A 25,128-nucleotide genomic window follows, 5' to 3' on the forward strand; every position below is an offset into this window, starting at 1 on the left:
CGCTAAGCTCCGGCCACAGAGTCGCGCGCAACCATGTCCACGACGACGCGCTGACCCGTCTCCAGAGACTTCACACCGGCGGCGCAGACAGCGGCCGCGGCGTACCCGTCCCAAGCACCTGGTCCGTCGATGTAGTTGCCGGTGCCGGCGCCCGTCTTCACTGCCTTGATCCACCGGGCGAACTCGGTGTCGTAGGCCTGCCCGAAGCGTTCGCGGAATCCTGGGGTGATCTGCCCACCCCAGTTGCCGGGCTTGGTCTTTCGGATCAGTCCCACGTCGAGTCCGATCATCGCGCTTCCGAGTTCGCCGACAACTTCGGTGCGCACCTCGTAGGCAACTCCGGTGGTGACAAACACCTCGGCGTCGACGTGTCTGCCGGACTCGGTCTCGAATATCGCGATCTGTGGGTCTTGAATGCCCTCGGGAGCAAGCGAATTCGCGGCCGGTCGGATGATCTGCACTGAGGTGATCTCTTCGTCGAGCAGGAATCGTGTCACGTCGACCTCGTGGACGAGTGAGTCCTTGACGATCATCGCGCTGTCGAAGCCGTTCGGAACCGCAGGATTGCGGTGAGCGCAGTGCACAACGAGAGGGCGACCGAGATCGCCGCTGTCGATCAAATCCTTGAGCTGGGTGTATTCGTGGTCGAACCGGCGCATGAAACCAACCTGGATCAGTCTTTTTCCCAGCGCTGCTTCGGCTTTGACGATCGTGAGCGAACTGTCCGCGTCGGTGGTCAGCGGCTTTTCGCAGAGAACAGGCTTGCCCGCTTCGAGGCAGGCAAGAACCTGCTTCTCATGGGTCGGGCCCGGGGTTGCGAGAACAACGGCGTCGACGTCCTCGGCTGCGATGGCATCGAACGGATCGACGACGACGCGCGCCCCTGGCGTCAGTGCTGCGATTTCCTCGGCGCGGGCGAGAGAGTAGTCGTTGACGACGGTGACGCGGGCACCGCCGATTTTGTTGGTGATGCGGTCGACGTGATCGGCCCCCATGATGCCGACGCCGAGCACTGCGATCCGGAGATCCTGGTTGTCAGACATGCGGTGGTACTCCTCGATTGTGTTGCTCAGTTGAAACGGACGGCGGGGACGCCACAGGTGGACAGGTATTTCTGAGTGCGCGCTGCGATGGGCAGCGGTGTGTCGGGATGGCAGGGATACATGTCCTGCTCGACGATCGCGAACACGTCGATGCCGAGCTTCTCGATGGCCTCCAGAAGCGGCGGCATGTCGGGGATTCCGCGCGGCGGTTCGATCATGGCACCGAGTTTGACGGCCTCACCGAACGGCAGGTCCTCCGCCTCAACCTTGGCGACTATCGCCGGATCCACCTGTTTGAGGTGTAGGTACCCGATGCGCTCCGGATGTTTGTTGATAATTGCGAGATTGTCGCCGCCGCAGTAGCTGATGTGGCCGGTGTCGAGACACAGATTCACGAAACGCTCGTCGGTCCCTTCGAGGAACTTGTAGACGTTGTCTTCGATGTCGACGTGACTGTCGGCATGAGGATGGTACTGCGCCATGACGCCGTACTCCTCGAGCATTGCCTTCCCGAGAGCGTTCATGCCGTCGGTTTTCTTACGCCACTGCTCGGGCGTCAGATTGCGGTCTTCGAGTACCGCTCCGGTGGAAGGGTCGCGCCACATCTCAGGGATGACCACCACGTGCTTGCCGCCGACGGCTGCGGTCAACTTGGCGACGTCCTTGATCTGATTCCAGACGGCATCCCAGGAATCGTCCTGGTGCAGGTGTTCGAAAACGGTACCGGCCGAAAGCTTCAGGCCGCGGGCGCCGAGTTCGTCCGTCAACTTGGCTGGATCGGTCGGAAGGTATCCGAACGGGCCGAGTTCGATCCATTCGTATCCCGACGCGGATACCTCGTCGAGGAATCGTGTGTAAGGGGTCTGCTGTGGATCGTCCGGAAACCACACGCCCCAGGAGTCGGGGGCTGATCCGACGCGAATCGCGCTCATGTCTAGATTCCTTTCGCGGGCAAGCTTTATGGGGTGTGGTTGTGCGGAATTTTCATTCGGATGGACGGAGGTACGGTCGCTGGATCTTCTTCCAGGACTCGTAAGTTGTCCGTGCCTTCTTGGTGGACTCCAGTTCGGAGGTGGCCGATACCGGTACATCCCACCAGGATTCGCTGTCCGGGGCGCCGATCAGCGGATCGGTTTCGACGTGGATGACGGTGCTGGTGTCGCTTGCTTTGGCAACCTTGATCGCGTCGGCGAACTCGGCAGCGGTGTTGGCGCGGATGACGTCGACACCGAGGCTGGCAGCGTTCGCGGCCAGATCGACCGGGAGAACCCCTCCGTCGAGACGTCCGTCATTCGAGCGGTAGCGGTACTGCGTGCCGAAGCGCTGGGAACCCAGCGACTCGGACAGTGAACCGATGGAGGCAAATCCGTGATTCTGCACCAGGACGACGATGACCTTGAGGCGTTCCTGTACGGCGGTGACCAATTCGGTGGCCATCATCAGATAGGAACCGTCTCCGACCATCACGAACACGTCGCGATCGGGGCACGCCATGCGGACGCCTAGACCGCCGGCAACTTCGTATCCCATGCACGAGTACCCGTATTCGACGTGATACCCCTTGGAATCACGGGTTCGCCACAGCTTGTGGAGGTCACCCGGCATGGACCCGGCAGCGCACACCACGACGTCACGTGGATCGGACAGTGTGTTGACCAGGCCGATCACCTGATTCTGATTCAGTGACCCGTCGGCAGCGGGTTCGGCTGGGTTGTAGACGGATTCGACGATCGCATCCCAATCGCGAGCGAGGTCACCGATCCTGGACGCATATTCGTCGTCCACCCGGTAGTCGTTCAGTGCAAGTGCCAGCGCGTCGAGTGCCTCACGTGCGTCGGCGACAACGCTGACTCCGCCCTGCTTCACGGAGTCCAGTGATGCGACGTTGATGTTGACGAAGCGAACGTCGGGATTGGTGAACGCGGTGCGGGACGCGCTCGTGAAATCGCTGTACCGCGTACCGATTCCGATGACGACGTCAGCCTCGGTGGCCAGTGCGTTTGCAGCCGTAGTGCCGGTGGACCCCACCGCCCCGACGGATTGTGGATGGTCGTAGACCAATGAACCCTTGCCGGCCTGGCTCTGCCCCACGGGGATTCCGGTCTGCGCGCAGAACGCTGCCAGAGAGTCGGTGGCCTGGCTGTAGATCACGCCGCCGCCGGCGACGATCAGTGGCTTGCGAGCCGAGCGGATGATCGCGGCGGCGCGTTCGATCACCGATCGTTCGGGGAGCGGGCGGGCCACGTGCCACACCCGTTCGGCGAAGAAGGACTCGGGCCAGTCGAAAGCCTCGGCCTGCACGTCCTGCGGGATGGCGATGGTGACCGCGCCGGTCTCGACGGGATCAGTGAGAACGCGCATCCCGGCGAGCAGAGCGCTCGGCAACTGCTCCGGGCGCCATACCCGATCGAAGTATCGTGAGACGGGTTTGAAAGCGTCGTTGACTGTGACGTCGCCGCTCGACGGGAGTTCGAGTTCCTGTAAGACGGGGGCACTGGCGCGGGTCGCGAAAGTGTCTGCGGGAAGGAGTAATACAGGTAGACGATTGATGGTGGCCAGTGCCGCGCCGGTGACCATATTGGTGGCACCGGGGCCGACGCTGGACGAGACCGCCCACGTCTGCAGGCGGTCCTTCATGCGGGCGTGCGCGACAGCCGAGTGCACCATCGCCTGTTCATTGCGGCCGAGCACGTAGGGGAGTGTCGGCTCACGGCCGGCGTCGAGATCCTGGATCTCGGCCTGCAAGAGTGCCTGCCCCAGTCCGGCGACGTTGCCGTGCCCGAAGATTCCGAAGCAGCCGGCGAACAGCTTGGTGCGCTGGCCGTCGCGTTCGGTGTACTGGTTGGCGAGGAAGCGGACGACAGCTTGAGAAACGGTCAGGTATACGGTCGGCTCGTCGCGAGGTGGACGATTGCCGGTTGCGTTGTTGGTGGGTGCCACAGCTTTCACTTCCGTCAGTTGTGGGACTGCAACGGCAGTCGAGGGTCGATGTCCTGGTGATCCCAGCTTCCACGTAGCCAGGTGTGTTGCGGATCGTCACAGATGTTCCACGCCCGGATCTCGCCCGAACCTGCCATGACATTGAGGTAGTACATGTGGTGGCCCGGCGCTGCGATGGACGGGCCGTGATAGCCGTGCGGCACGAGGACGACGTCGCCCGAGCGGACTTCCTCGAGCACCTCGATAGGTCTCTCGGCGGTTCCGTACACGCGGTGGTAGCCGAAACCTTCGGTCCCGGTGGGGCTTCTGTCGATCTCGAAGTAGTAGATCTCTTCCAGGGCCGATTCGACGTCGCTGTTCTCGTCGTGTTTGTGGCTGGGATACGACGACCAGTTCCCGCCGGGGGTGATGACCTCACACGCGATGATGGAGTCGGCCTCGAAGGTGTCTGCAGTGGCGAAGTTGTGAACCTGTCGGCTGCAGTTCCCGGCGCCGCGGAGCTCGACCGCAACTCCTGAAGCCGGACCGTAGCGATGGGGGAGCTTGGCGCCGGCGCGCGCTCCGCACAGGGCGAAGCGGCCTCCGCCCGTGCTGCTGACCGAGTAGTCGGCGTCGCGACCGACGTACGCGAAATCGCTCGGACCGTCGAAAACCGATGCGCGGCCGGTCAGGGGAATCTCCGTCCCCTCGGCAACAACCACGGCCGAACCCGCCAGTGGAACGACGATGATCTCGTTCTCGCCGGACTGCAGGTGGACGTCAGCGCCAGGGGCGAGTTCGAGTGTCCACAAGCTGGATTCGGTCCACCCGGCGGACTCCGGCGTGACCACTGTCGTGAAATCACCGTCGGCGGACGATCCGGCGGGGACGTAGTACTTGCTGAACATCTTGCTCCTGCCAGGTCGGTTCTAGTGGACGAGCTTGACTGCGGTGTCGACGGCCGCGGTGACGTCGCCGTCGGGTGGGTAGAGCAGCGCGCGTCCGACGATCAGTCCGCGCACGGACGGCAGCTGAAGTGCAGCGTCCCACTTTGCGTACGTTTCTTCCGGCGCGATCTGCGGATCTCCCCCCAGGAGGAGCGTCGGGAGGGTGGTCGCATCCATGACGCGTTCCATCTCGTCGACGACCGGCAGTTTCATCCACGTGTACGCCGAGGTGGAGCCGAGACCTTGGGAGATGTGGATGGATTTGATGACGGCGTCGGGGCTGAGATCGTTGACGACCTTGCCGTTCACGCGGCTGGAGAGGAACGGCTCGAGCATCGCGATCAGTCCGGCCGCGGCCAGTTCGTCCACGGCTTCGGCACATGCCGTCATGGTGGGCAGTGTGCCCGCGTCGTCGAGTGCGATGCGTAGCAGCATCTTTCCGCCGTTCATTCCAAACTTCGCGGTGCCCGCCGCGGTATATCCGGTCATGCGGTCGTCGAGTTCGAAGCTCGCGCCTGCCAGGCCGCCGCGGTTCATCGACGAGAAGACGACCTTGTCGTCGAGGGCGCCGAGGAGGAGCAGATCGTCGAGAATGTCCGCGGTGCCGAGAACGCCGTCGACTCCGGGATTGTCGAGCGCAGTTCGTAATCTGTCGAGCAGATCTGTACGACTGTTCATCGCTGTCGGCTTGCCACCGACAGACAGTGCCCCACGGGCCGGGTGATCGGCAGCGACGATCATCAGTCGACCATTGCCTCGAACAGTGGCGCGAGGAGTTCGCGCTGCCCAGGCCTTTTCGATGATCTGCGGATCGCTCGCACGCAGTTCCGTCACTTCGGCGTAGGTGGTGGCGAGGGGGCGGGCGGCGAGCTTGTCAGACATTGACTGCCTCCGTGGCTGTGGCTTCGGCGAGATCGTGGACTTCTTCGGCGGTCGGCATCGCAGTGGAGCATTCGAGCCGAGATGCGACTATCGCGCCGGCCGCGTTGGCGTACCGCAGTACCTTCTCCAGCGGCCACCCGGCCAACAGTCCGTGGCACAGTGATCCGCCGAAGCTGTCGCCTGCTCCCAGCCCGTTGACCACGTCGACGGCGTTGGGCGGCACGGTGATCGACTGCTTTCGCGTTTTGCCGAGTACGCCCTTCGGGCCCTGCTTCACGATGGCCAGTTCGACGCCGAGGTCGAGAAGCGCGTCGGCGGCCTTGTTCGGATTGGTCTCACCGACCGCGATCTCGCACTCTTCGCGGTTTCCGACGGCTACTGTCACGTGCGCCAGAGCGCGCTGCACCTGATTGGTTGCTTCTTGGGGCGTCGACCAGAACATCGGGCGGTAGTCCAGATCGAGGACCGTCAGCGGGCGTCGTTCGCGGGCTTCCCAGGCCGCGAAGTGTGCACTGCGACTCGGTTCTTCGGACAGCCCCGTCACAGTCGACCAGTAGAGGGACGCTGTTCGAACGGCGTCGAGGTCGATGTCTTCCGGGGTGATCCGAAGATCGGGCGCGTGCGGCTTGCGGTAGAAGTACAGCGGAAAGTCGTCAGGAGGGAAGATCTCGCAGAACGTCACCGGTGTCGGGTACTCGGAATTGGTGACGACAAACCTGTTGTCGACGCCCAGACGTGCCAACTCGCGTGTGACGAACTTCCCGAAAGGATCGCTGCCTACGCCGGAGATCAGTGCTGCTCGCCGGCCGAGGCGTGCAGCCGCCACCGAGACATTGGCTGCGCTGCCGCCGAGGAACTTGCCGAACGTCTCGACGTCCTCGAGTCCGACACCGGTCTGAAGTGGGTAGATGTCCACCCCCGATCGGCCGATGGCAAGCACGTCGAAGGGTGCGTCAGGGATGTGTGACCCGCTCTGGTGAGTGTTGATGCTTGTCAAAACTGACTCCCGAGAGTTCGTGGTGGGTTGCCCACGCAGGGCACCGATGTATGACTGAAACTGTGCGCCGCGACACAGCGATTGTCAATAGTTTGTCTGGACATTATGACTTGCGGTCAAGTGAATGTTAGTGTTCGCATACACTGCCGAGAGAAGTAGCGTCGATACGGCGCCTTCCCAAGACAGATCGGAGTTGGCCGTGGTCGCAGCACTCGCCGTCGAGTTGGACCGCTCGAGCCCGGTGCCGCTGTATTTTCAGCTGGCACAGGCAATCGAGGGCGCTATTCTCGGTGGCGAACTTGCCCCAGGTGATCGCTTCGAGAATGAACTGGCGTTGGCCAAACGGCTCAATCTCTCACGTCCGACCACTCGACGCGCGATCCAGGAGCTGGTGGACAAGGGACTACTTGTTCGTAAGCGGGGAGTCGGAACTCAGGTGGTGCAAAGTCCGGTGCACCGCCCGGTCGAGCTCACCAGCCTGTTCGACGACCTTGCGAGGGCCGGCCAGGCGCCGACGACCAAGCTGCTCGAGTTCACGGTGGGAGTTCCCGCCGAGGACGTTGCCGCGGAACTCAACCTCGAACCTGACGCCGAAGTGGCCACCATCAGGCGTCTGCGAAGCACCAACGGCGAACCGCTTGCCGTGATGACCAACTACATTCCGGTGGACATCGCACCCGATCCCGAGGAGTTGGAGACGCAGGGGCTGTACCAAACCTTGCGAACTCGCGGCGTTCACATCCGTGTGGCGCGGCAGCGAATCGGCGCTCGGGCGGCGACTCGCGAAGAAGCAGGATTGCTCGACGAGAAAGTGGGTGCTGCCCTCTTGACCATGAGCCGCACTGCATTTGACGATTCAGGTAGCGCCGTCGAGTACGGCAGCCACTGCTACCGAGCGTCGCGTTACTACTTCGACACCACCGTGGTCGACCGCTAGATCTCGATCCCGGTGACACGAGTACCCGCCTGACCGAGTCAGTGGGGGTGATTTGTGATCCCAGCATTTCTGCGATCCTTCGATCATTTGACCCGAACGGAGCCTCATGACAGGCATTTCAGTAGCAGTTGCCGGATTCGGATGGATGGGCCGCGTCCACACGCAGGCGTATCTGCGTCTGCGGCAGCACTATCCGCAGCTTCCCGTGATCCGCCTGGCCGCCGTCGCCGACGAGGTGCCTGGCAGAGGGGAGGAAGCAGCGGACCAGTTCGGTTTCGAAGCTTTCACCCAGGATTGGCGCGATATCGCAGCCGATCCGGCCATCGACGCGGTGAGCATCACGGCCCCGAACTTCTTGCACCGTGAAATCGGCGTCGCAATGGCAGAGGCCGGCAAACACATCTGGATCGAGAAGCCCGTCGGCTTGTCCACGGAAGACGCCAAAGCTGTTGCCGTAGCAGTCTCGAAGGCCGGTGTGCAGTCGACCGTCGGCTTCAACTACCGAAACGCGCCGGCTGTGGCCCTGGCAAAGAGCCTGATCGACTCAGGGGAGTTGGGCACGATCACGCACTCGCGTTTTCGTTTCCTCAGCGACTATGCGGCCCACCCTGAAGGTGCTTTGAGTTGGCGATACGAGCGTGAGCGCGGCGGCGCGGGCGTCCTGGGCGACTTGGCTTCGCACGGCATCGATCTGATTCGTCATCTTCTCGGTGACGTCGACGCTCTCGTTGCGGATACTGCGATCTTCATCCCGGAGCGTGCGCGTCCGTCCGCCGCTACCAGTGGACATGCGCGGGCCAGCGGTGGGGAGATGGGGGCTGTTGAGAACGAAGACTTCGTCAGCGCACTGCTGCGCCTCGGCTCGGGTGGCCGGTGCACCCTCGAAGCATGCCGCGTCGCCGTGGGAGAGCAGAACAATTACGGATTCGAGATTCACGGCACGAAGGGTGCCGTGTTCTGGGACTACCGCCGGATGGGTGAACTGGGCACCAGCCTCGGCTCGAAGTATCAGGACCAATCCGTCACGACGGTTCTGGTCGGCCCCGAGTCCGGTGAGTTCGGCCGCTTCCAGCCTGGCGCGGCCAACGCGATGGGCTACGACGACCTGAAAGTGATCGAGGCTCGCAATTTCATCGCCTCGATCGTGGACGGAGCGCCGCAGGGCGCGACCATCGCTGATGCAGTCGCGTCCGCACAGGCCCTGGACGCGATGGTCGCCTCGGTGACCTCCGGCAGCTGGATTTCTCTCGGCTGATCCACAGCTCCTCCGAAAGGCTCTGGTGCAGTGACATTTCCCCGCGGACTGGCGCTGCTCGTGGCAGCAGCGCTGTTCATGGAGATGCTGGACGCGACGATTCTCGCAACGGCACTGCCGTCGATCGCCCAATCTTTCGGAGTTGATGCCGTCGACGTCAATGTCGCCGTTTCTTCGTACCTCCTGGTGTTGGCCGTCCTGATCCCGGCGAGCGGATGGATGGCCGACAGGTTCGGAACGCGACGTGTCTTCATCTCTGCCATAGCTGTTTTCGCGGTGGCATCGGTGGGATGTGCACTGAGCACCTCCCTCCCGATGCTGGTGGGAATGCGTGCTTTACAAGGGGTAGGCGGCGCCATGATGGTGCCGGTAGGGCGGCTCGCAGTATTGCGGGTGACGTCGAAGGCGGAACTCGTACGGGCTATCGCCTACTTGACGTGGCCGGCGCTCACAGCGCCGGTTCTTGCGCCCGCTGTGGGTGGAGCCATCGTGTCGATCGCTTCGTGGCGCTGGATCTTTCTGATCAACGTTCCGATCGGGATCGTCGGGTTTCTGCTGGCATTGCGCATGGTGCCCGACATTCGGGAGGCGCAGAAACGGAGCCTCGACTGGCTGGGATTGGTGGTGATCGGAGCAAGCGTCGCAGTGCTTGTCGTGGCGCTCGACAGCGTGCACAGTGCCGGAACCGACTGGCTACGAGTGGGCCTCGGGATCGTTGCGGCTCTGATCTTGTTGAGCTTGGCCGTCATTCACCTCGTCCGGTCGGATCATCCGCTCATCGCGCTCGGCGTCCTCCGACTTCGATCGTTTCGGCTCGTCGCGTCGAGCGGCTCGCTGTACCGGCTCGTGATCATGGGCGTGCCGTTTGTGCTGCCGTTGTTGTTCCAAGTGGGATTCGAAATGTCGGCGTTCAAGGCCGGTCTGCTGGTGATGGCTCTGTTCGCGGGGAATATCGCGATCAAACCGCTCACCACTCCGCTCATGCGCAGGTTCGGGATCAGACTAGTTCTGGTGGGAAACGGAGTTCTGTCGGTGGTGTGCTTCGGTGCGCTGGTACTGATCTCGTCGACGACACCGGACGTCGTAATCGCTGTCGCACTGTTTGTCAGTGGCGCGTTGCGATCCATCGGGTTCACCGCGTACAACAGCTTGGCGTTCGCCGACGTCGACTCGGGTGAGCTGACCGATGCCAATACTCTGCATGCAACGCTGCAAGAGTTGGCGTCCGGTCTGGGTATTGCACTGTCCGCTTTGGTGATCACGCTCTGTACACCGTTGGCGGAGTCGGAGGATCTGAGCGGCGGAGTGCCGTTTTCTCTGACGCTGGGTGTTCTCGGGGCCATGCTGGTGCCGACGGTGATCGAGAGTTGGCGGCTCCCACGCGATACGGGTGCTGTGGTGTTGGTGCGCTGATGAAGCGTCTTCCGCCACCTTCATCATAACGCGGGACCCGGGGCTTGCGGCAAGGCCCCGGTGATGGTGCACACTCGTCTGCTGCGAGCAAGCAAAAGCCTTGCCCGAAGGAGGGGATCGCATGAGTGACGTCATCATTGTCGGTGCTGGACCAACTGGATTGATGCTGGCAGGTGAGCTCCGGCTGCAGGGCGTCGATGTCGTCGTCGTGGACAAGGACGAGGAGCCGACTCAGTTCGTCCGTGCCCTCGGCATCCATGTGCGCAGCATCGAAATCATGGAGCAGCGCGGGTTGCTGGACAAGTTCCTCGCGCACGGCCGCAAGTATTCGCTCGGTGGATTCTTCGCGGGGATCAGCAAACCGGCACCGGCGCACCTCGATACTGCGCACGGGTACGTACTGGGCATTCCTCAGCCCGAGATCGACAGGATTCTTGCCGAACATGCCACCGAAGTCGGTGCGGACATTCAGCGAGGGAAGCGCGTCGTCGCGATCCGTCAAGATACCGATAGCGTCACAGCGGAATTATCCGACGGCACAACACTTCACGCGCGTTATCTCGTGGGCTGCGACGGCGGCCGCAGCACTGTTCGGAAGCTGATCGACGTCGGGTTTCCCGGCGAGCCGTCGAGCGCCGACACGTTGATCGGCGAAATGGACGTGACCATGCCGGCTGATGAACTGGCCGCCGTTGTCGCCGAAATCCGGGAAACGCACAAACGATTCGGAGTCGGTCCCGCCGGTAACGGCGCTTTTCGTGTCGTGGTCCCTGCGGCCGAAGTTGCCGACGGTCGCGCAACACCGACCACCCTCGACGACATCAAACAACAGCTACTGGCCATTGCGGGTACCGACTTCGGTGTGCACTCGCCGCGGTGGCTCTCGCGCTTCGGCGACGCCACCCGTCTAGCGGAGCACTACCGGCGCGACCGGGTGTTCCTCGCCGGCGATGCCGCACACATCCACCCACCGATGGGCGGTCAAGGTCTCAATCTCGGTGTGCAAGATGCCTTCAACCTCGGCTGGAAGCTCGCCGCCGAGATCAACGGCTGGGCACCGGACGTCCTGCTCGACACGTACGAATCGGAACGGCGTCCGGTGGCTGCCGACGTTCTCGACAACACGCGCGCGCAGGCGGAGCTGATCTCCACCGCTGCCGGTCCACAAGCCGTGCGGCGCTTGATCTCCGAGCTGATGGAATTCGAAGACGTCAAGCGCTATCTGACCGAGAAGATCACTGCGATCTCGATTCGCTACGATTTCGGCGAAGGCGACGACCTACTCGGTCGGCGGCTGCGGAACATCGCGTTGACCCGCGGCAACCTGTACGACCTGATGCGATCCGGCCGCGGACTTCTTCTCGACCAGGGTAGCCAACTGGCGGTAGATGGTTGGAGCGATCGAGTCGACCACGTAGTCGACACCAGCACCGAATTGGACTCACCGGCTGTCCTGCTTCGACCGGACGGTCACGTGGCATGGGTGGGGGATTCGCAGGCGGAGTTGGATACTCAGCTGTCCACGTGGTTCGGCCGGCCGGCGACGGGCCCCGTGTGACTCTTCGGATTCGGCAACCGAGCACCGTGGCGACTCGGACGCACTACCGTTGACGACTATGAGGCGAAGGTCAGCACAGGTTGCGGCTGCGGCAGCGGGCTCTGTGGGAGCGCTGATGCTGACAAGCTGCACGACCAATGTCGATGTGCCGAAAACCTTTGCCGCCACGATAACGGTGACCGGTCAGGCAGAGCAGGCCGAGACGGTCTCTGGAGAGTGCGTGATCGACATGATTCGTGTTGCTCCGAACGACCAGATTCAGATTTTCGGGGGCAGCGGCGCTGCATCCACAAGGTCGGCACTCGAGGTCGAGGCAATCGATCAACTTCCCGACGGAATGAGCACCTGCTCCTACACCGCACATTTTGATGCCGTCCCCGCAAACCAGAGAAACTCTGAGGTGAGCTTGGGCCACTTCTCTCCGGAGTCCTTCAGCTCAGATGAGTTGGAGAACGGTGTCACCTATCAACTTCGCCGGCCCTGACTGAACCAGTTCTTCCTCGTGTTGTATCCGGTCCGACTTTCACTGAGCTCGCTTGGTGGTCCCGTCGCCTCCGCGCTGTCGAGCCTTACCGGGGTTGATGTGGAGCCGAACACCCTCGTAGGCGACTGTGTACGGCACATCGTCGTCGTTGTCCGGGTCGCCGGAGTCCGCAGGATCCGGAAGTTCCGCGATCTGTTCGATGACAGTCTGTGCTCGCGCCGCACCGGGATCGAACATCTCCTGAAACGGCCCGACGAACGATCCGCCGAGTCCGCGGCGCTTCGCCCGAACGGCGGCCCACCCGAACACGGCCAACGGGCCGATCATGGCGAACAGCACTAACAAGTCCCACCCCATGCCACGAGCATACCGACTGACCGGCATTGGGCGGTCCAAGTCTCGTCAGCGCTGTCGTCCCTCAGGCCATTCGTCTCTCGGACTGTGCCTTCAGCAACTCGGCCAGATGGTCAGGCGAGATCCGCTCGCGAACCGCCTCCATCACTAGTTCGGCCTGCGTCTGAGGCGCGAGGCCGTCGATCGGTTGGTCTCGGTCCAGATTGGTCGGGAAGGCGTAGCCCTCAGCGGAAGCGGCGACGGCACAGCGAACGGACTCGTCGGAACCTGCTTCGCTGAGGGCGAGCAGTGCCGGATAGATCGCGTTGACGAGCGCGTCCCGGTCAATGGTTCCGAGGGCGCGACCGAAGGCTGACGACACCTGAAGAAGATTTGCCATGCGCAGGACGTCGGCGGATTTGTTGTGGCCGGCGGCGTGGAACAGTGCAGGGTTGAAGAAGACGGCATCTCCCTTCTCCAAAGGTAATTGGACGTAATTGGCCTCGAAGAACTCCTTGAACTCGGGACGCTCGAACGCGAGGTATCCGGATTCGAATTGTTGGGAGTACGGCAGATATTTCGTCGGGCCCGTCTCGACCGGCATGTCCACATGGGCGACTGCACCTTGCAAGGTGAGGGCGGGGGTCAAGCGATGAACGTGCGCCCGGAACTTCGCAGCTACGTCGCTCGACATGAAGCCGAGGTGGTAGTCGCGATGTGGATTCTGTGCGGCGCCACCGGGATTGACGACGTTGACGTCCGACGTCACCTGATACATGGGGCCGAGCCAGGCTTCCGAAGCCAAAGCGACAATGCTGTTTGCGTAGTAGTCGACGTAAGCCTTGGGATCTTCGAGCGCCAACTTCAGTTGTGCTCCCCAGATCCGGTCATTGGCTCCGGGTTTGGCGAAGTGATCCCCGGACGTCGCGCCGGATTCGTGTTGGCGCGCAATGAGTTCGCGGAAGACCGCACTGGCGCGATCCAATACCTCCGCGTCGAACGCGCCTTGGAAGACCGTGATGCCTGGACCGGTGAGTAACGCGCGGGCGATCTCGTCCTGAATCTCGGCCCGGATTTCAGGATTCGACAATTTGTCGACCAGAGCATCCGAGCGGTAGAGAAGAACGCCGTCGGCCACCGAATGGGCGTACGGGTAATCGACGGGGTCTGTCTCGTGTGCGACCAGAGCGGCGAAGTCTTCGATGTTGCAATCTTCTCGGTGCAATCTACCCGCGAACGGCACGGTGTGGTCGGTCAGTGCTGGAGTCATTCGGGGGCCTTCCTGCGGAGTTCACGATGTGCTGTGACTCAAAGACTGCCAAGGAAAAGCCATCGAAACTACCCCTGAAATCCATCAAAAAGACCTCAGGAAGCGCTCCCCGTGGACTCGACCGGTGACGGAAGATCTGCGCGCTACGACGGGATCACGTTCCTGGGTGAGAGTTAGAGAGTGAAGGCGTTCCGGAAAGCAGTGAGTGCGGTGTCACTGTCTCCGGATGCCCAGCCCTCCAATCCGATCGTGCCGGTGTAACCCTGCTCGGCGAGAACGCGTGCGATGGCTGGGTAGTTGATCTCGCCGGTTCCGGGTTCGCATCGGCCGGGTACGTCGGCCACCTGAATCTCGCCGATGTTGTCACCACAACGCCGCACGAGTTCGATGAGGTTTCCTTCGCCGATCTGTGCGTGGTAGAGGTCGAGCATCATCTTGAGGTTGGGGTGTGAGACGGATTCCACCAGTGCCAGAGTGTCTTTGGCTCTGGCCATCGGTACGCCAGGGTGATCGACGATCGTATTGAGATTCTCGAGGCAGAAGACGACTCCGGCGTCTTCACCCAGTCGCGCGATCTTCTCGAGAGCGCGTTGGGCCGTCAGCCACATCGCTCCCGTAGTTCGATACTGCGGGCGCGCGGCCTGTCCGTCGATCAGCTCGCCGGTATGGAAGTTCAGCCGAGGAACGCCGAGTTTCGCTGCCGGCGTGAGGCATAGCGCCGCTGTACGTACGAGTTCGGCGCTGCCCGCTTCGTCGAACAAATCGCCGTGAAGATAGCCGGTCATCGAGGAGAACCGAGCCCCGGTGGCGACCAGAGCATCGAGGTCCTTGTCTTGCCAACTCCAGATCTCGGCTGCGAACCCCGCCTCCGAGATCCGCCGAATGCGTTCGACGACAGGGAGTTCGGTGAACGTCATCTCGGCAGAGACTGCCAAATCGAAGGGGCTCACTGCGGCACCGACAGCAGCGATACGGGCAGTCCGGTTTCCACGGATTCTTTTGCAGCCAGTGCGATTTCCAGGGCGTTGCGAGCATCGAGACCGTCGACCGACGGCGCGCTGCCGGAGCGGATGCAGTCTGCGAAGTGCGCTAGCTGGGCAACATAGGCGTCGTGAAACAGTTCGATGTTCACCCGAGGTGTGTCGGCCCGAACGCCCGGTGAGCTGTAATGACGCATCGCGGTCCGCGTGACCTCGCCTGCACTCACCATTCCACCGGAACCGAAAACCTCGCCGCGAACGTCGTAACCGTAGGTGGCCTGGAAGTTGGCCTCGGCCGACGCGAAGGCGCCGTTGTCGAACCGCAACTGAACCATCGACGTATCGAGGTACCCCTGCTCCTTGTACTGCGGATGGACGAGAGCATCGGCCTGCGCGAACACCTCGACGACGCGTGCCCCCGGGTTGAGCCAGAGCAGGGCGTCGAAGTCGTGAATCAGTGTCTCGTTGAAGATCGTCCACGGCTTGACTCGAGAGGCGACGTCGGCGGTGATTCCCGGATCGCGAGTCAGAGAGCGAAGTAGCTGCGGTGTCCCGATCCCACCGGAGGTGATCACGTCGTGTGCCGCGGCGAAGTCGGCGGCGAAGCGCCGGTTGAAACCGACCTGCAGCGCAACATTGTTCGCGGCGCATGCGCCGATTGCGCGATCGGCGTCCTCGAGTGTCAAAGCCATCGGCTTTTCGCAGAAGACATGCTTGCCGGCCTCCGCTGCTGCTACCACGAGATCGGTGTGAGTTGATGCGGGCGTACTGATGAGCACCGCTTCGACGGTCGGATCGGTAATCAGCTCAAGGGCGTCGGTGTACGCGCGGGCGTCGGGACTGACACGTTCGATCAACGACGCCGCAGCGCCGGGCGCAGGATCGGCGACGGCGACGAGACGGGTGCCGGGGATACGCAGCGCGACGGACTCGCCGTGGAAACGGCCGATCCATCCAGCGCCGATCAGACCGACTGCAACAGAGGCAGACATGGGGGCTCCGTTCGGAGTGAGGATGAGGAACTAGATCGTTCTAGTCGTGTCAGTAAAGCGCTGGTTGCCTCGTGCGTCAACGTTTCGGCGTGTATTCGCTGGAACGATCTAGTCTGTGGAGGTGAACAGTCGACGCCCCACCTTGCAAGACGTAGCAGACCTGGCCGGTGTGTCACGCGCACTGGTGTCCATCGTCATTCGTGATGTCCCGGGTGCCAGCGATGCGACGCGGGTACGGGTCAAGGCGGCCGCGGACGAACTCGGCTATCGACCCGACAACGCGGCGCGACTGCTGCGCCAGCATCGCAGCCGCCTGATCGGTGTCAGTTATGTTGCCGCGCAAACCTTTCACGCGGAGCTGCTCGACGAGATCTACGACGCAGCCGAACGCTTGCGCTACGACGTCGTTCTCAGCGCCGTCTCGGACCGCAGGCCTGGCTCGCGCGCCGTGCGCACCCTGCTCGACGACCGATGCGAGGCGATCTTGCTGTTGGGTTCGCAGGCGCCGGAATCGGAGATCGTCGACCTGGCGGCCAAGGTTCCCGTCGTCGTGCTCGCCCGGAAGATGCCCTCAGCACAGGTGGACGTTGTCCGCACGGACGACGAGGCGGGCGCCGTGATGGCCGTGAATCATCTCGTCGGACTCGGGCACCGCTCGATTGTCCATGTCGACGGCGGACGCGGTCCGGGCGCCCAGGAGAGGCGTCAGGGCTACCGGAAGGCCATGCGGGCGGCCGGACTGGAATCGCGGATACTTCCCGGCGGCCTCACGGAGGAGTTCGGCGCGGACGCCGCGCGGTCGATGGTCGAACAAGGGATTCCCGGTGCGGTCTTCGCTTTCAATGATCGTTGCGCGCTAGGAGTCCTGGACGTCTTCTTGCGTGCGGGAGTCTCGGTGCCCGGCGACGTCTCCGTGATCGGATTCGACAACAGTGCATTGGCAGGTTTGGCGCACATCGATCTGACCAGTGTCGGGCAGGACACGGCGTTTCTGGGTGGCGCCGCGGTGGAGCGAATCTCCGAACGTCTCGACGCCGGAAGTGGACTCTTGGGCAAGGACATAGTCGCGCAACCACAACTAGTGGTTCGAGGTTCAACTGGACCTGCAGCGCGTTGACCTGGCCTTTCCACTCCCTTCAGTTTGTCTGTTCTTTGATAAGCAGTCCTAATGTCAGAACAAACTATTGACATTCGACTGTGACGGGTATTACATCTTTCACATACAACCGAGCACCATCCGTTCGCGGGCCGTTGGTTGATGTCGAGAGGGAGTTCACATGTCGTTTCTCACGGGGCGCAAGAGCGTTGCCGTACTGGCCGGAGCCTCAGTCGTGGTCTTGGGTCTGGCCGGCTGTTCCAGCACCGGCGGTAAGCCGGATTCATCCGGATCCGGAATGGGCGCGGGTACGGCGGACACGCCCCGCGCCACCATTGCGATGATCACCCACGAAGTTCCCGGTGACACGTTCTGGGATCTGGTGCGCAAGGGAGCCGAAACCGCAGCGGCGAAGGACAACATCGAACTTCGGTACTCCGCCGATCCCGAGGCACCGAATCAGGCCAACTTGGTTCAGAGCGCGATCGACAGCAAGGTCGACGGGATTGCCGTTACCCTCGCGAAGCCCGACGCCATGGTTGCCGCGGTCCAAAGTGCCACCGCCGCGGGCATTCCGGTGGTCGCCCTCAACTCGGGCCTCGAAACCTGGAAGGACATGGGCGTCAAGGAGTACTTCGGTCAGGACGAGTCGATTGCCGGTGAAGCTGCGGGCGAGCGACTCAACACCGAAGGAGCCACCAAGGTGCTGTGCGTCATTCAAGAGCAGGGCAACGTGAGCCTCGAATCACGTTGTGCCGGTGTGAAGAAGTCGTTCAAGGGAACGACGGAGATTCTCAACGTCAACGGCAAGGACATGCCGTCGGTGGAGTCGACCATCACCGCGAAACTTCAACAGGACCCGGCAATCGATCGAGTTCTCGCGCTCGGTGCGCCGTTCGCATTGACGTCCGTGACGTCGGTCGGCAATGCGGGCAGCAAGGCGAAGGTCGTCACCTTCGACACCAACGCGGCGCTCGTCGACGCCATCAAATCCGGTGACGTGCAGTGGGCAGTGGACCAGCAACCCTTCCTGCAGGGCTACCTCGCCATCGATTCGCTGTGGCTTTACCTCAACAACGGCAACGTGATCGGTGGTGGCTTGCCCACCCTGACCGGACCCGCGTTCATCGACAACACCAACATCGACTCGGTCGCCGAGTACGCCAAGAACGGAACTCGCTGATCCGGGCGCACGGAGGGCTGAGAGTCCGCCCTCCGTGCGCCTGTCCAGCACGGAAGGGAAATCATGTCCACTCAGGCAGATCTCGACCTTGCCGCCCATAAAGTCGTGACCGATGAACGGGTGAAGGAGCAAAAGCGCATTCAGCGTCTGCTGCTCCGCCCGGAGATGGGTTCACTTGTCGGCGCCATCGCCATCTTCATCTTCTTCTGTATCGTCGCGGCACCGTTCCGTACGCCGGAAGCGCTTGCGACAGTGCTCTACTCCAGCTCCACGATCGGCATCATGGCTTGCGCGGTCGCCCTGCTCATGATCGGCGGCGAGTTCGACCTCTCCGCCGGCGTCGCAGTCACCACGTCCTCGCTCGCCGCGTCGATGATCGCCTACAACCTGCACCTCAACCTGTGGGTGGGCGCGATTCTGGCGCTGGTCGTCTCGCTCGCCGTCGGATTCTTCAACGGCTACCTCGTCATGAAGACGAAGATTCCCAGCTTTCTCATCACCTTGAGTTCTTTCCTGATGTTGACCGGTATCAACCTGGCCGTCACCAAGCTCGTGAGTGGTCAGGTGGCCACACCCAGCGTCTCCGACATGGCTGGATTCGATTCCGCCAAAAAGGTATTCGCGTCGTCGTTCTCGGTCTTCGGGGTGTCCGTCAAGATCACGGTCGTGTGGTGGCTGCTGTTCACCGCGATTGCAACATTTGTTTTGTTCAAGACCAAGATCGGCAACTGGATCTTCGCGGTCGGCGGCAATCAGGACAGTGCCCGCGCGATCGGTGTGCCCGTGACCGCAGTCAAGATCGGCTTGTTCATGACCGTCGGCTTTGCTGCCTGGTTCGTGGGCATGCATCTGCTGTTCTCGTTCAACACCGTTCAGTCCGGTCAGGGTGTCGGTAACGAGTTCCTGTACATCATCGCCGCAGTCATCGGCGGTTGCCTGCTCACCGGTGGTTACGGAACCGCGATCGGCGCTGCGATCGGTGCATTCATCTTCGGTATGACCAACCAGGGCATCGTCTACGCAGGCTGGAACCCGGACTGGTTCAAGTTCTTCCTCGGCGCCATGCTGCTCTTCGCGGTCATCGCCAACAACGCATTCCGCAACTACGCTGCGAAAAGGTGACACATGAGTACCACAGCTGAAGTTCCCGCTCTCTCGAACTCGGGCGGCAACGTGCCACTGATCGAGCTCAAGGACGTCGGTAAGCAATACGGAAACATCATCGCGCTCAAGGGAATCAACCTGCGCGTCGGTGCGGGTGAAGTAACAGGCGTGCTCGGTGACAACGGCGCAGGCAAGTCCACGCTGATCAAGATCATCGCCGGTCTGCACCAACAGAGCGAAGGTGAACTACTCGTCGACGGCGAACCGACAACGTTCCACTCGCCGAAAGAAGCGCTCGGCAAAGGCATCGCGACGGTCTATCAGGACCTCGCCGTCGTTGCGTTGATGCCGGTGTGGCGCAACTTCTTCCTCGGGCAGGAACTGCGCAAGGGCGGTCTGATCAAGTCGCTCGACGCCAACGCCATGCGCGCGACGACTCTTTCGGAACTGTCGAAGATGGGCATCGAACTACCTGACGTCGACGCACCGATCGGTAGTCTCTCGGGCGGTCAGCGTCAGTGTGTTGCCATCGCCCGCGCCATCTTCTTCGGCGCGCGCGTGCTGATTCTCGACGAGCCGACAGCAGCGCTCGGCGTCAAGCAGTCGGGAATGGTGTTGCGCTACATCACCGCTGCCAAGGAACAGGGATTCGGCGTCATCTTCATCACGCACAATCCGCACCACGCGTACATGGTCGGCGATCACTTCGTGCTCCTCAACCGAGGCAGGCAGAAGCTCGACGCCAAGTACGACGACATCTCACTCGAAGAACTGACCAAGGAGATGGCGGGCGGTGACGAGCTCGAGACGCTGACCCACGAGCTTCGCCGCTAGATCAAAACCTCGCGACTACAGCCTCGGTTCGAATCGAACCGAGGCTGTAGTCGTTTTCGTCAGAGGATGGTCGTCGGCCGAACCCCGAGGCCGGAATGCATGTACGCCTCGTCGATCATCGTCATGTTGGCTACCGCGTCGCCCGGCCCGATCGGCAGCGCCGAGACCCCGGACAGATGATCGGCGAACGCTTCGAGTTGATAGGTGTACGACGACTTCGTGCCCAGATGCTCGACGCTCGTGCGCCCACCGGCCGTGACGGAGACACGGTCGTCGATGTCCGGCTGCAGGAAGTTGTGTACCAGGACGTCTCCTTCAGTGCCGAATACTCGGAAGGTGAAGTGATACCGCTCGTCCAACATCGTGGTCACCACGGATGCCGTGGCGCCGCTGGGGTATTCGAGTTCGATGTCGAACCACGAATCAACCCTCGGAGCATATTCCTCGTGGCGGGTCTCGGTCACCACTGGCGCACCACCACAGACGTCACTCAGCGTCCGGGAAGCATGTAACCCGTAGCAGCCCAGGTCCATCAGTGACCCGCCTGCCAAGGCGAGCTCCCACCGCGGGTCATTCTCGGATGGTTTGGGCATCCGCAGTACGGTTTCCACCCGAGTGACCGCGCCGACGGCGCCGCTTCGAACCAGATCCAGCAGGCGCCGGTTCACCGGATGAAAGAGGTAGTGGAACCCCTCGAGCAGCGTCACGCCGCTCACGCGTGCTGCCTCGGCTACAGCACGCGCTTCCACCGCGTTGCTCGAAAACGGTTTCTCCGTCAGCACGTGCTTGCCGGCCTGAACGGCGGCGAGATTCCACGGTCCGTGCAGGCTGTTGGGCAGCGCGTTGTAGACGACATCCACCTCCGGATCCGAGATCAGCTCGGCGTACGAACCGACCACCCGTTCGATCTCATGCTGGGCCGCATAGGCTCTGGCCCGCTCGGGGTCGCGTGCGGCAACGGCCACCAGGCGGTGCCCGGTGGCCGTTGCAGGTTTGATCATCGCGTTCTCGGCGATGCGTGAGGCTCCCAGAATGCCTATCCGCAGCGGGGTAGGAGGTGTCACAGAACCGACCGCAGATACTCGACGCTCGCTCGCACATCGCGCACCGGTCCCTCGTCCGACGGCGCTTCGGCCAGAATGGTGTCCTGCTCGAGCACGTACCACCCGCCGAAACCGTGGCGCTGCAATATGGCTGTGACACCGGCGATGTCGACGTCGCCGCCACCGAGTGGACGGTACATTCCCGCCTTCACGCCGTCGGTGTAGGTGAGCTCACCTCTGCGAACGCGTGATGCGAGGGCATCGTCGACGTCCTTGAGATGCACGTGGGTGATGCGCTCGGGAGCTTGACGCGCCAGGTCGACCGGATCGGTGCCGCCGATCAACAGGTGGCCGGTGTCCAGGCACAGGGGGATGGCCGAGCCGTCGAGCACTCGCAGGACCTCGTCGCGCTGCTCGATCATCGTTCCGACGTGAGGGTGGACAACTGCCCTGATTCCGCGCTCGGCCGCGGCGTCGGTGAGGCGATCGAGATTGTGCAGCAGGGTTTTCCAACTCTGCTCGTCCAGTTCCGGGCGTGAATCGTAGCCGTCGGAACCCGTCGCGGCGGCCAGGACCAAAACCTCGGCACCCGAGGCGACGAAACCATCGAGGATGGGGGAGATGCCGGGAACCGGATCATGATCGCGATCATGCAGCAGTACCGGTGCGAACCCGCCGACTGCGCTCAGATCGTGATCCGCGAGCACCTTGGCCATTTCGGCGGGTGCAGTCGGCAGAAAGCCCTCCGGTCCGATTTCCGTTGCCGCCAGACCGACTTCGCGCATTTCCCGGAGGACTTGCGCAGGGTCGAGCTGGTAGCCCCAGCCCGGGACTTCGCACACGCCCCAGGAGATCGGTGCGCCGGCGATGCGAGGAGTGCTCATGTGTGTGCCTCATTCTTGTCGTGAAGGAACAGATCTTTGACTTCGGTGATCGTGACGGGCCGACCCTCGCGCAGAGAGTGCGTTGCAGCTTCGGAGATCCAGGCCGACTCGACCGCATCTGCGGGCGTGCACGGTGATTCCCGACGCCCGGCGACAACGCCGAGGAATGCTTCGAGTTCCGCACGGTAGGCGGACGTGAAGCGGTCCATGAAGAACGTGTACGGCTCCTTCGAGGGGAACGATGTTTCGGGGTCGAGGGAGCGGAGTGGCAAGCGGTCGTCCAGCCCGGCAACGACGGAGTCCGCCGAGCCGAGTACCTCGAGTCGGCAGTCGTAGCCGCGGCCGTTGTAGCGGGTATTCGACACGACCGCGATGGTTCCGCCTTCGAAAGTGAGAACCGTTGCGGCGGTGTCGACGTCACCGGCATCGGCGATCCCGCGATCACCCTGATTCGAGCCGGTGGCAAAAACAGTGGTGACTTCGCGGCCGCTGATCCACCGTACGATGTCGAAGTCGTGGATCGAGCAGTCGCGGAAGATGCCGCCTGAGTGTTCGATGTACGAGATCGGCGGGGGAGCGGGGTCGAGGGTGGTCGATCGGAGAGTGTGGATCCAACCGAGTTCTCCAGATCGAACCGCGTCGTACGCCGCCACAAATGACGGGTCGAATCGGCGCTGAAATCCGATCTGGACTGGTACCGACGTCTGCTCGGCAGTCGCGAGTACACGAACGGAGGATTCGATGGAGTCGGCTACCGGCTTTTCGCAGAACGTCGGGATGTCTAGGCGGACAGCGGCTTCGATCAATTCGGCATGTGAACTCGACGGCGCGGCGATCAGAACGCCGTCGATGCCTGACGCTAGAAGCGCGTCGGGATCGGCAGCGGACTCCACGTCGAGTTCGCTTGCCACGTCCGAGGTTCGACGTGCGTCGACATCGGTGACAACCAGTGCGTCGACGCCGTTTAGCGTCAGTAGATTTCGGGCGTGGTAGCTGCCGATTCGTCCGAGGCCGACGACTCCGATGCGAGCGCCCATCAGTCCAGCCCTCCGAAGACGTTCTGGTCCCAGTCGATGATCGAACCCGTCACGACTCCGCTGCGATCGGAGAGCAGGAAGACGACGAAGTCGGCGATTTCGTCGACCTGTCCGAGCTTGCCCATGGGGAGGGTGCTGCCCGAACGTTCCTGCCAGTCGTCACCAGCGTCGTGAAAAGCTCTCTGCGTGAGGTCTTCACCCTCGGTCTGTGTCCACCCGATGTCGAGACCGTTGATCCGGATACGATCCCAGCGATGCGCATGGGCGGCGTTGCGGGTCAGCCCCGCCAGCCCGGCCTTCGCTGCCACGTACGGCGCGAGATACGGCTGCCCGCCGAGTTCGGACGTGGAGATGATGTTGACGATGGACCCGGGGACCGCACGCTCGCGCATGTCTTTGACTGCTGCCTGCATCGTGAAGAACGGACCGCGAAGGTTCACCGCGATGTGCTGGTCGAAGAGTTCTTCGGTGGTGTCGAGCAGCGTTCCGCGTGAAGTGAGCCCGGCGGAATTGACCAGAGCATCCACGCGGCCGAAGTGAGAGATCGTCTCGGCCACGCTGTCGAGCGCGGAATCCGTTTGTGCCACATCGGCTTCGATGAAGTGAGTTCCCGGAAGTTCTGTCTCGAGAGCCTTTCCGACGTCCGGGCGTCGGCCGGTGAAAGCCACCTGAGCGCCCTCACGGACTGCGGCGCGTACGATTCCGGCGCCGACGCCTTGCGAGCCGCCACTGACCAGTAAGACGGTGTCGGCCAGGAGTGCGGGCCTGGTTACGCCCGGCGTAGAAGTCATGGGTTTAGTCTGGCTGTGACGAAGACCTCGAGCAACAGCAAAAAACCATCAAATATCCATCATCGTGAGGTAGTTGTGGCGCATCGATTCAAAGTACGGGAGATCGCTCAGCAGTCGGGCCTGAGTGAGGCCACCGTCGACCGGGTGCTCAACGACCGTCCTGGAGTTCGCGACGGCACACGATCGGAGGTTCGCCAGGCGATCACGGACCTGGAACGTCAACGCTCGCAACTGAAACTGGTCGGTCGCACGTTCATCGTCGACGTCGTGTTGCAAACTCCTGCAAGGTTTTCCGACGCCGTCCGTGACGCGCTCGAGGCCGAACTGCCCACCCTTGCACCCGCTGTTGTTCGTTCCAGGTTTCACTTTCGTGAAACCGGTTCGGTAGAAGCGATGACGTCGACGCTCGACAAGATTCGCCGGCGCGGCTCCCACGGAGTCATCGTCAAGGCTCCCGACACTCCGGAAGTCGTGTCGGCGATCGACCGGTTGGTGGCGGCAAGGATTCCGGTCGTCACGTTGGTGACCGACGTTGCCGGCAGCAGGCGAGCCGCCTACATCGGCATCGACAACCGAGCCGCCGGGGCCACCGCCGCGTACTTGATAGATCAGTGGCTGGGGGATCGGGAAGGCAACGTGCTGGTCAGCATGAGCAGCGGGTTCTTCCGCGGGGAGGAAGAACGGGAGATGGGATTTCGCTCCGCCATGCGAGTCTCAGCTCCGCATCGACGGTTGATCGACATTCCGAACAGTGACGGTCTGGATCAGACGAGTAGGAAACTGGTGCGAGCGGCACTCGAATCCGATCCGCAGATCCGTGCCGTGTATTCGATCGGTGGTGGCAACCTGGCCACGGTCGACGCGTTCGACGAACTGAACCGGGAGTGCAGTGTCTTCATCGCCCACGATCTCGACGGTGACAATCGAAAGTTGCTGGGGGAGAAGCGAATATCGGCGGTGCTCCACCACGATCTGCGTGCGGATGTTCGCACTGCCTGTCAGGTGGTCATGAAGGAACACGGCGCCATGGGCGCTCACTTCGGCTTTACGACGTCACCGGTTCAAGTCGTGACACCGCTCAACATGCCCCCGACATAGCTGTGCGCGGTCAAGGAGTCCGGAGACTCCCTAACCGCGCACAGGGCC

General features: G+C 62.5%; 24 protein-coding genes. 10 read left to right on the forward strand and 14 right to left on the reverse strand.

All coding sequences use genetic code 11. The features are described from left to right. Positions 1-2: 2 nt before the first annotated feature. The 6 genes from PCS43_RS09940 to iolC are packed head-to-tail and all read right to left on the reverse strand — an operon-like array spanning position 3 to position 6,788. Positions 3-1,043: a Gfo/Idh/MocA family protein gene (locus PCS43_RS09940; RefSeq protein WP_007727372.1), complete on the reverse strand. Its 1,041-nt coding sequence runs from the start codon at positions 1,041-1,043 to the stop codon at positions 3-5. 26 nt (positions 1,044-1,069) lie between these two features. Further along, positions 1,070-1,975, reverse strand: a complete 906-nt coding sequence (locus PCS43_RS09945) for a sugar phosphate isomerase/epimerase family protein (protein ID WP_007727370.1) — start codon at positions 1,973-1,975, stop codon at positions 1,070-1,072. Positions 1,976-2,027: 52 nt separating this feature from the next. Continuing rightward, positions 2,028-3,983: a 3D-(3,5/4)-trihydroxycyclohexane-1,2-dione acylhydrolase (decyclizing) gene (gene iolD, locus PCS43_RS09950; RefSeq protein WP_007727369.1), complete on the reverse strand. Its 1,956-nt coding sequence runs from the start codon at positions 3,981-3,983 to the stop codon at positions 2,028-2,030. A gap of 14 nt (positions 3,984-3,997) precedes the next feature. Then, the gene (gene iolB, locus PCS43_RS09955; protein ID WP_007727367.1) at positions 3,998-4,870 is read right to left on the reverse strand and encodes a 5-deoxy-glucuronate isomerase; all 873 of its coding nucleotides are present in this window, start codon (positions 4,868-4,870) and stop codon (positions 3,998-4,000) included. A 21-nt stretch (positions 4,871-4,891) separates the two neighbouring features. Next, positions 4,892-5,791, reverse strand: a complete 900-nt coding sequence (locus PCS43_RS09960) for a Cgl0159 family (beta/alpha)8-fold protein (RefSeq protein ID WP_021332504.1) — start codon at positions 5,789-5,791, stop codon at positions 4,892-4,894. After that, positions 5,784-6,788 carry a 5-dehydro-2-deoxygluconokinase gene (gene iolC / locus PCS43_RS09965; protein ID WP_193604587.1) on the reverse strand — a complete coding sequence of 335 codons (1,005 nt, stop codon included), beginning with the start codon at positions 6,786-6,788 and terminating at the stop codon, positions 5,784-5,786. The genes PCS43_RS09960 and iolC overlap by 8 nt, the downstream gene beginning before the upstream one ends. 199 nt (positions 6,789-6,987) lie before the next feature. On the opposite strand from iolC, the gene PCS43_RS09970 reads away from it, so the two are divergent. The 5 genes from PCS43_RS09970 (at position 6,988) to PCS43_RS09990 (ending at position 12,435) form a co-directional block, all read left to right on the forward strand. Then, a complete protein-coding gene (locus PCS43_RS09970; protein ID WP_003941006.1) occupies positions 6,988-7,725 on the forward strand; it encodes a GntR family transcriptional regulator in 738 nt (245 codons plus the stop codon). A 106-nt stretch (positions 7,726-7,831) separates the two neighbouring features. Next, complete coding sequence (locus PCS43_RS09975; protein ID WP_021332507.1) at positions 7,832-8,980, forward strand: Gfo/Idh/MocA family protein; 1,149 nt, start codon at positions 7,832-7,834, stop codon at positions 8,978-8,980. Positions 8,981-9,010: 30 nt separating this feature from the next. Then, positions 9,011-10,393 carry an MFS transporter gene (locus PCS43_RS09980; protein ID WP_080726630.1) on the forward strand — a complete coding sequence of 461 codons (1,383 nt, stop codon included), beginning with the start codon at positions 9,011-9,013 and terminating at the stop codon, positions 10,391-10,393. Positions 10,394-10,514: 121 nt separating this feature from the next. Further along, positions 10,515-11,951 carry a rifampin monooxygenase Iri gene (gene iri, locus PCS43_RS09985; RefSeq protein WP_042449655.1) on the forward strand — a complete coding sequence of 479 codons (1,437 nt, stop codon included), beginning with the start codon at positions 10,515-10,517 and terminating at the stop codon, positions 11,949-11,951. A 58-nt stretch (positions 11,952-12,009) separates the two neighbouring features. Continuing rightward, positions 12,010-12,435 (forward strand): hypothetical protein, encoded by a 426-nt coding sequence (locus PCS43_RS09990; protein WP_230793217.1) that lies wholly within the window; start codon positions 12,010-12,012, stop codon positions 12,433-12,435. Positions 12,436-12,474: 39 nt separating this feature from the next. Here the strand turns inward: PCS43_RS09990 and PCS43_RS09995 are convergent, their stop codons facing one another. The 4 genes from PCS43_RS09995 to PCS43_RS10010 form a co-directional block, all read right to left on the reverse strand. Further along, complete coding sequence (locus tag PCS43_RS09995; protein WP_235808399.1) at positions 12,475-12,792, reverse strand: hypothetical protein; 318 nt, start codon at positions 12,790-12,792, stop codon at positions 12,475-12,477. Between the two features lie 61 nt (positions 12,793-12,853). Further along, on the reverse strand, positions 12,854-14,038 hold the full coding sequence (locus PCS43_RS10000; RefSeq protein WP_042449653.1) for a phytanoyl-CoA dioxygenase family protein: 1,185 nt from the start codon (positions 14,036-14,038) through the stop codon (positions 12,854-12,856). Between the two features lie 173 nt (positions 14,039-14,211). Continuing rightward, positions 14,212-14,988 carry a TIM barrel protein gene (locus tag PCS43_RS10005; protein ID WP_080726629.1) on the reverse strand — a complete coding sequence of 259 codons (777 nt, stop codon included), beginning with the start codon at positions 14,986-14,988 and terminating at the stop codon, positions 14,212-14,214. After that, positions 14,985-16,010 (reverse strand): Gfo/Idh/MocA family oxidoreductase, encoded by a 1,026-nt coding sequence (locus PCS43_RS10010; RefSeq protein WP_042449651.1) that lies wholly within the window; start codon positions 16,008-16,010, stop codon positions 14,985-14,987. The genes PCS43_RS10005 and PCS43_RS10010 overlap by 4 nt, the downstream gene beginning before the upstream one ends. Positions 16,011-16,125: 115 nt before the next feature. Here PCS43_RS10010 and PCS43_RS10015 point away from each other — a divergent pair, with 115 nt between their 5' ends. From PCS43_RS10015 to PCS43_RS10030, 4 genes are all read left to right on the forward strand, one after another. Continuing rightward, the gene (locus PCS43_RS10015) at positions 16,126-17,127 is read left to right on the forward strand and encodes a LacI family DNA-binding transcriptional regulator (RefSeq protein ID WP_042449649.1); all 1,002 of its coding nucleotides are present in this window, start codon (positions 16,126-16,128) and stop codon (positions 17,125-17,127) included. A 160-nt stretch (positions 17,128-17,287) separates the two neighbouring features. Beyond that, positions 17,288-18,289: a substrate-binding domain-containing protein gene (locus tag PCS43_RS10020; RefSeq protein WP_042449647.1), complete on the forward strand. Its 1,002-nt coding sequence runs from the start codon at positions 17,288-17,290 to the stop codon at positions 18,287-18,289. A gap of 63 nt (positions 18,290-18,352) precedes the next feature. After that, positions 18,353-19,411 carry an ABC transporter permease gene (locus tag PCS43_RS10025; RefSeq protein ID WP_003940759.1) on the forward strand — a complete coding sequence of 353 codons (1,059 nt, stop codon included), beginning with the start codon at positions 18,353-18,355 and terminating at the stop codon, positions 19,409-19,411. 3 nt (positions 19,412-19,414) lie between these two features. Continuing rightward, the gene (locus PCS43_RS10030) at positions 19,415-20,227 is read left to right on the forward strand and encodes an ATP-binding cassette domain-containing protein (protein WP_007727336.1); all 813 of its coding nucleotides are present in this window, start codon (positions 19,415-19,417) and stop codon (positions 20,225-20,227) included. A 59-nt stretch (positions 20,228-20,286) separates the two neighbouring features. Here the strand turns inward: PCS43_RS10030 and PCS43_RS10035 are convergent, their stop codons facing one another. Genes PCS43_RS10035 through PCS43_RS10050 form a run of 4 tightly spaced genes read right to left on the reverse strand, consistent with a single transcriptional unit; the run spans position 20,287 to position 23,982 of the window. Further along, positions 20,287-21,291, reverse strand: a complete 1,005-nt coding sequence (locus PCS43_RS10035) for a Gfo/Idh/MocA family protein (protein ID WP_080726628.1) — start codon at positions 21,289-21,291, stop codon at positions 20,287-20,289. Continuing rightward, positions 21,288-22,154, reverse strand: a complete 867-nt coding sequence (locus tag PCS43_RS10040) for a TIM barrel protein (protein ID WP_042449645.1) — start codon at positions 22,152-22,154, stop codon at positions 21,288-21,290. Before PCS43_RS10040 ends, PCS43_RS10035 begins: the two co-directional genes overlap by 4 nt. After that, on the reverse strand, positions 22,151-23,191 hold the full coding sequence (locus PCS43_RS10045) for a Gfo/Idh/MocA family protein (protein ID WP_042449644.1): 1,041 nt from the start codon (positions 23,189-23,191) through the stop codon (positions 22,151-22,153). The genes PCS43_RS10040 and PCS43_RS10045 overlap by 4 nt, the downstream gene beginning before the upstream one ends. Beyond that, positions 23,191-23,982: an SDR family oxidoreductase gene (locus PCS43_RS10050; protein ID WP_042449642.1), complete on the reverse strand. Its 792-nt coding sequence runs from the start codon at positions 23,980-23,982 to the stop codon at positions 23,191-23,193. The genes PCS43_RS10045 and PCS43_RS10050 overlap by 1 nt, the downstream gene beginning before the upstream one ends. 75 nt (positions 23,983-24,057) lie before the next feature. Here PCS43_RS10050 and PCS43_RS10055 point away from each other — a divergent pair, with 75 nt between their 5' ends. Continuing rightward, positions 24,058-25,080, forward strand: coding sequence for a LacI family DNA-binding transcriptional regulator (locus PCS43_RS10055; RefSeq protein WP_007727328.1), 1,023 nt, complete (start codon positions 24,058-24,060; stop codon positions 25,078-25,080). Positions 25,081-25,128 lie beyond the last annotated feature (48 nt).

It is taken from the genome of Rhodococcus sp. C-2, from assembly GCF_027854095.1.
GTDB classification, from domain to species: Bacteria; Actinomycetota; Actinomycetes; order Mycobacteriales; family Mycobacteriaceae; genus Rhodococcus_F; species Rhodococcus_F qingshengii.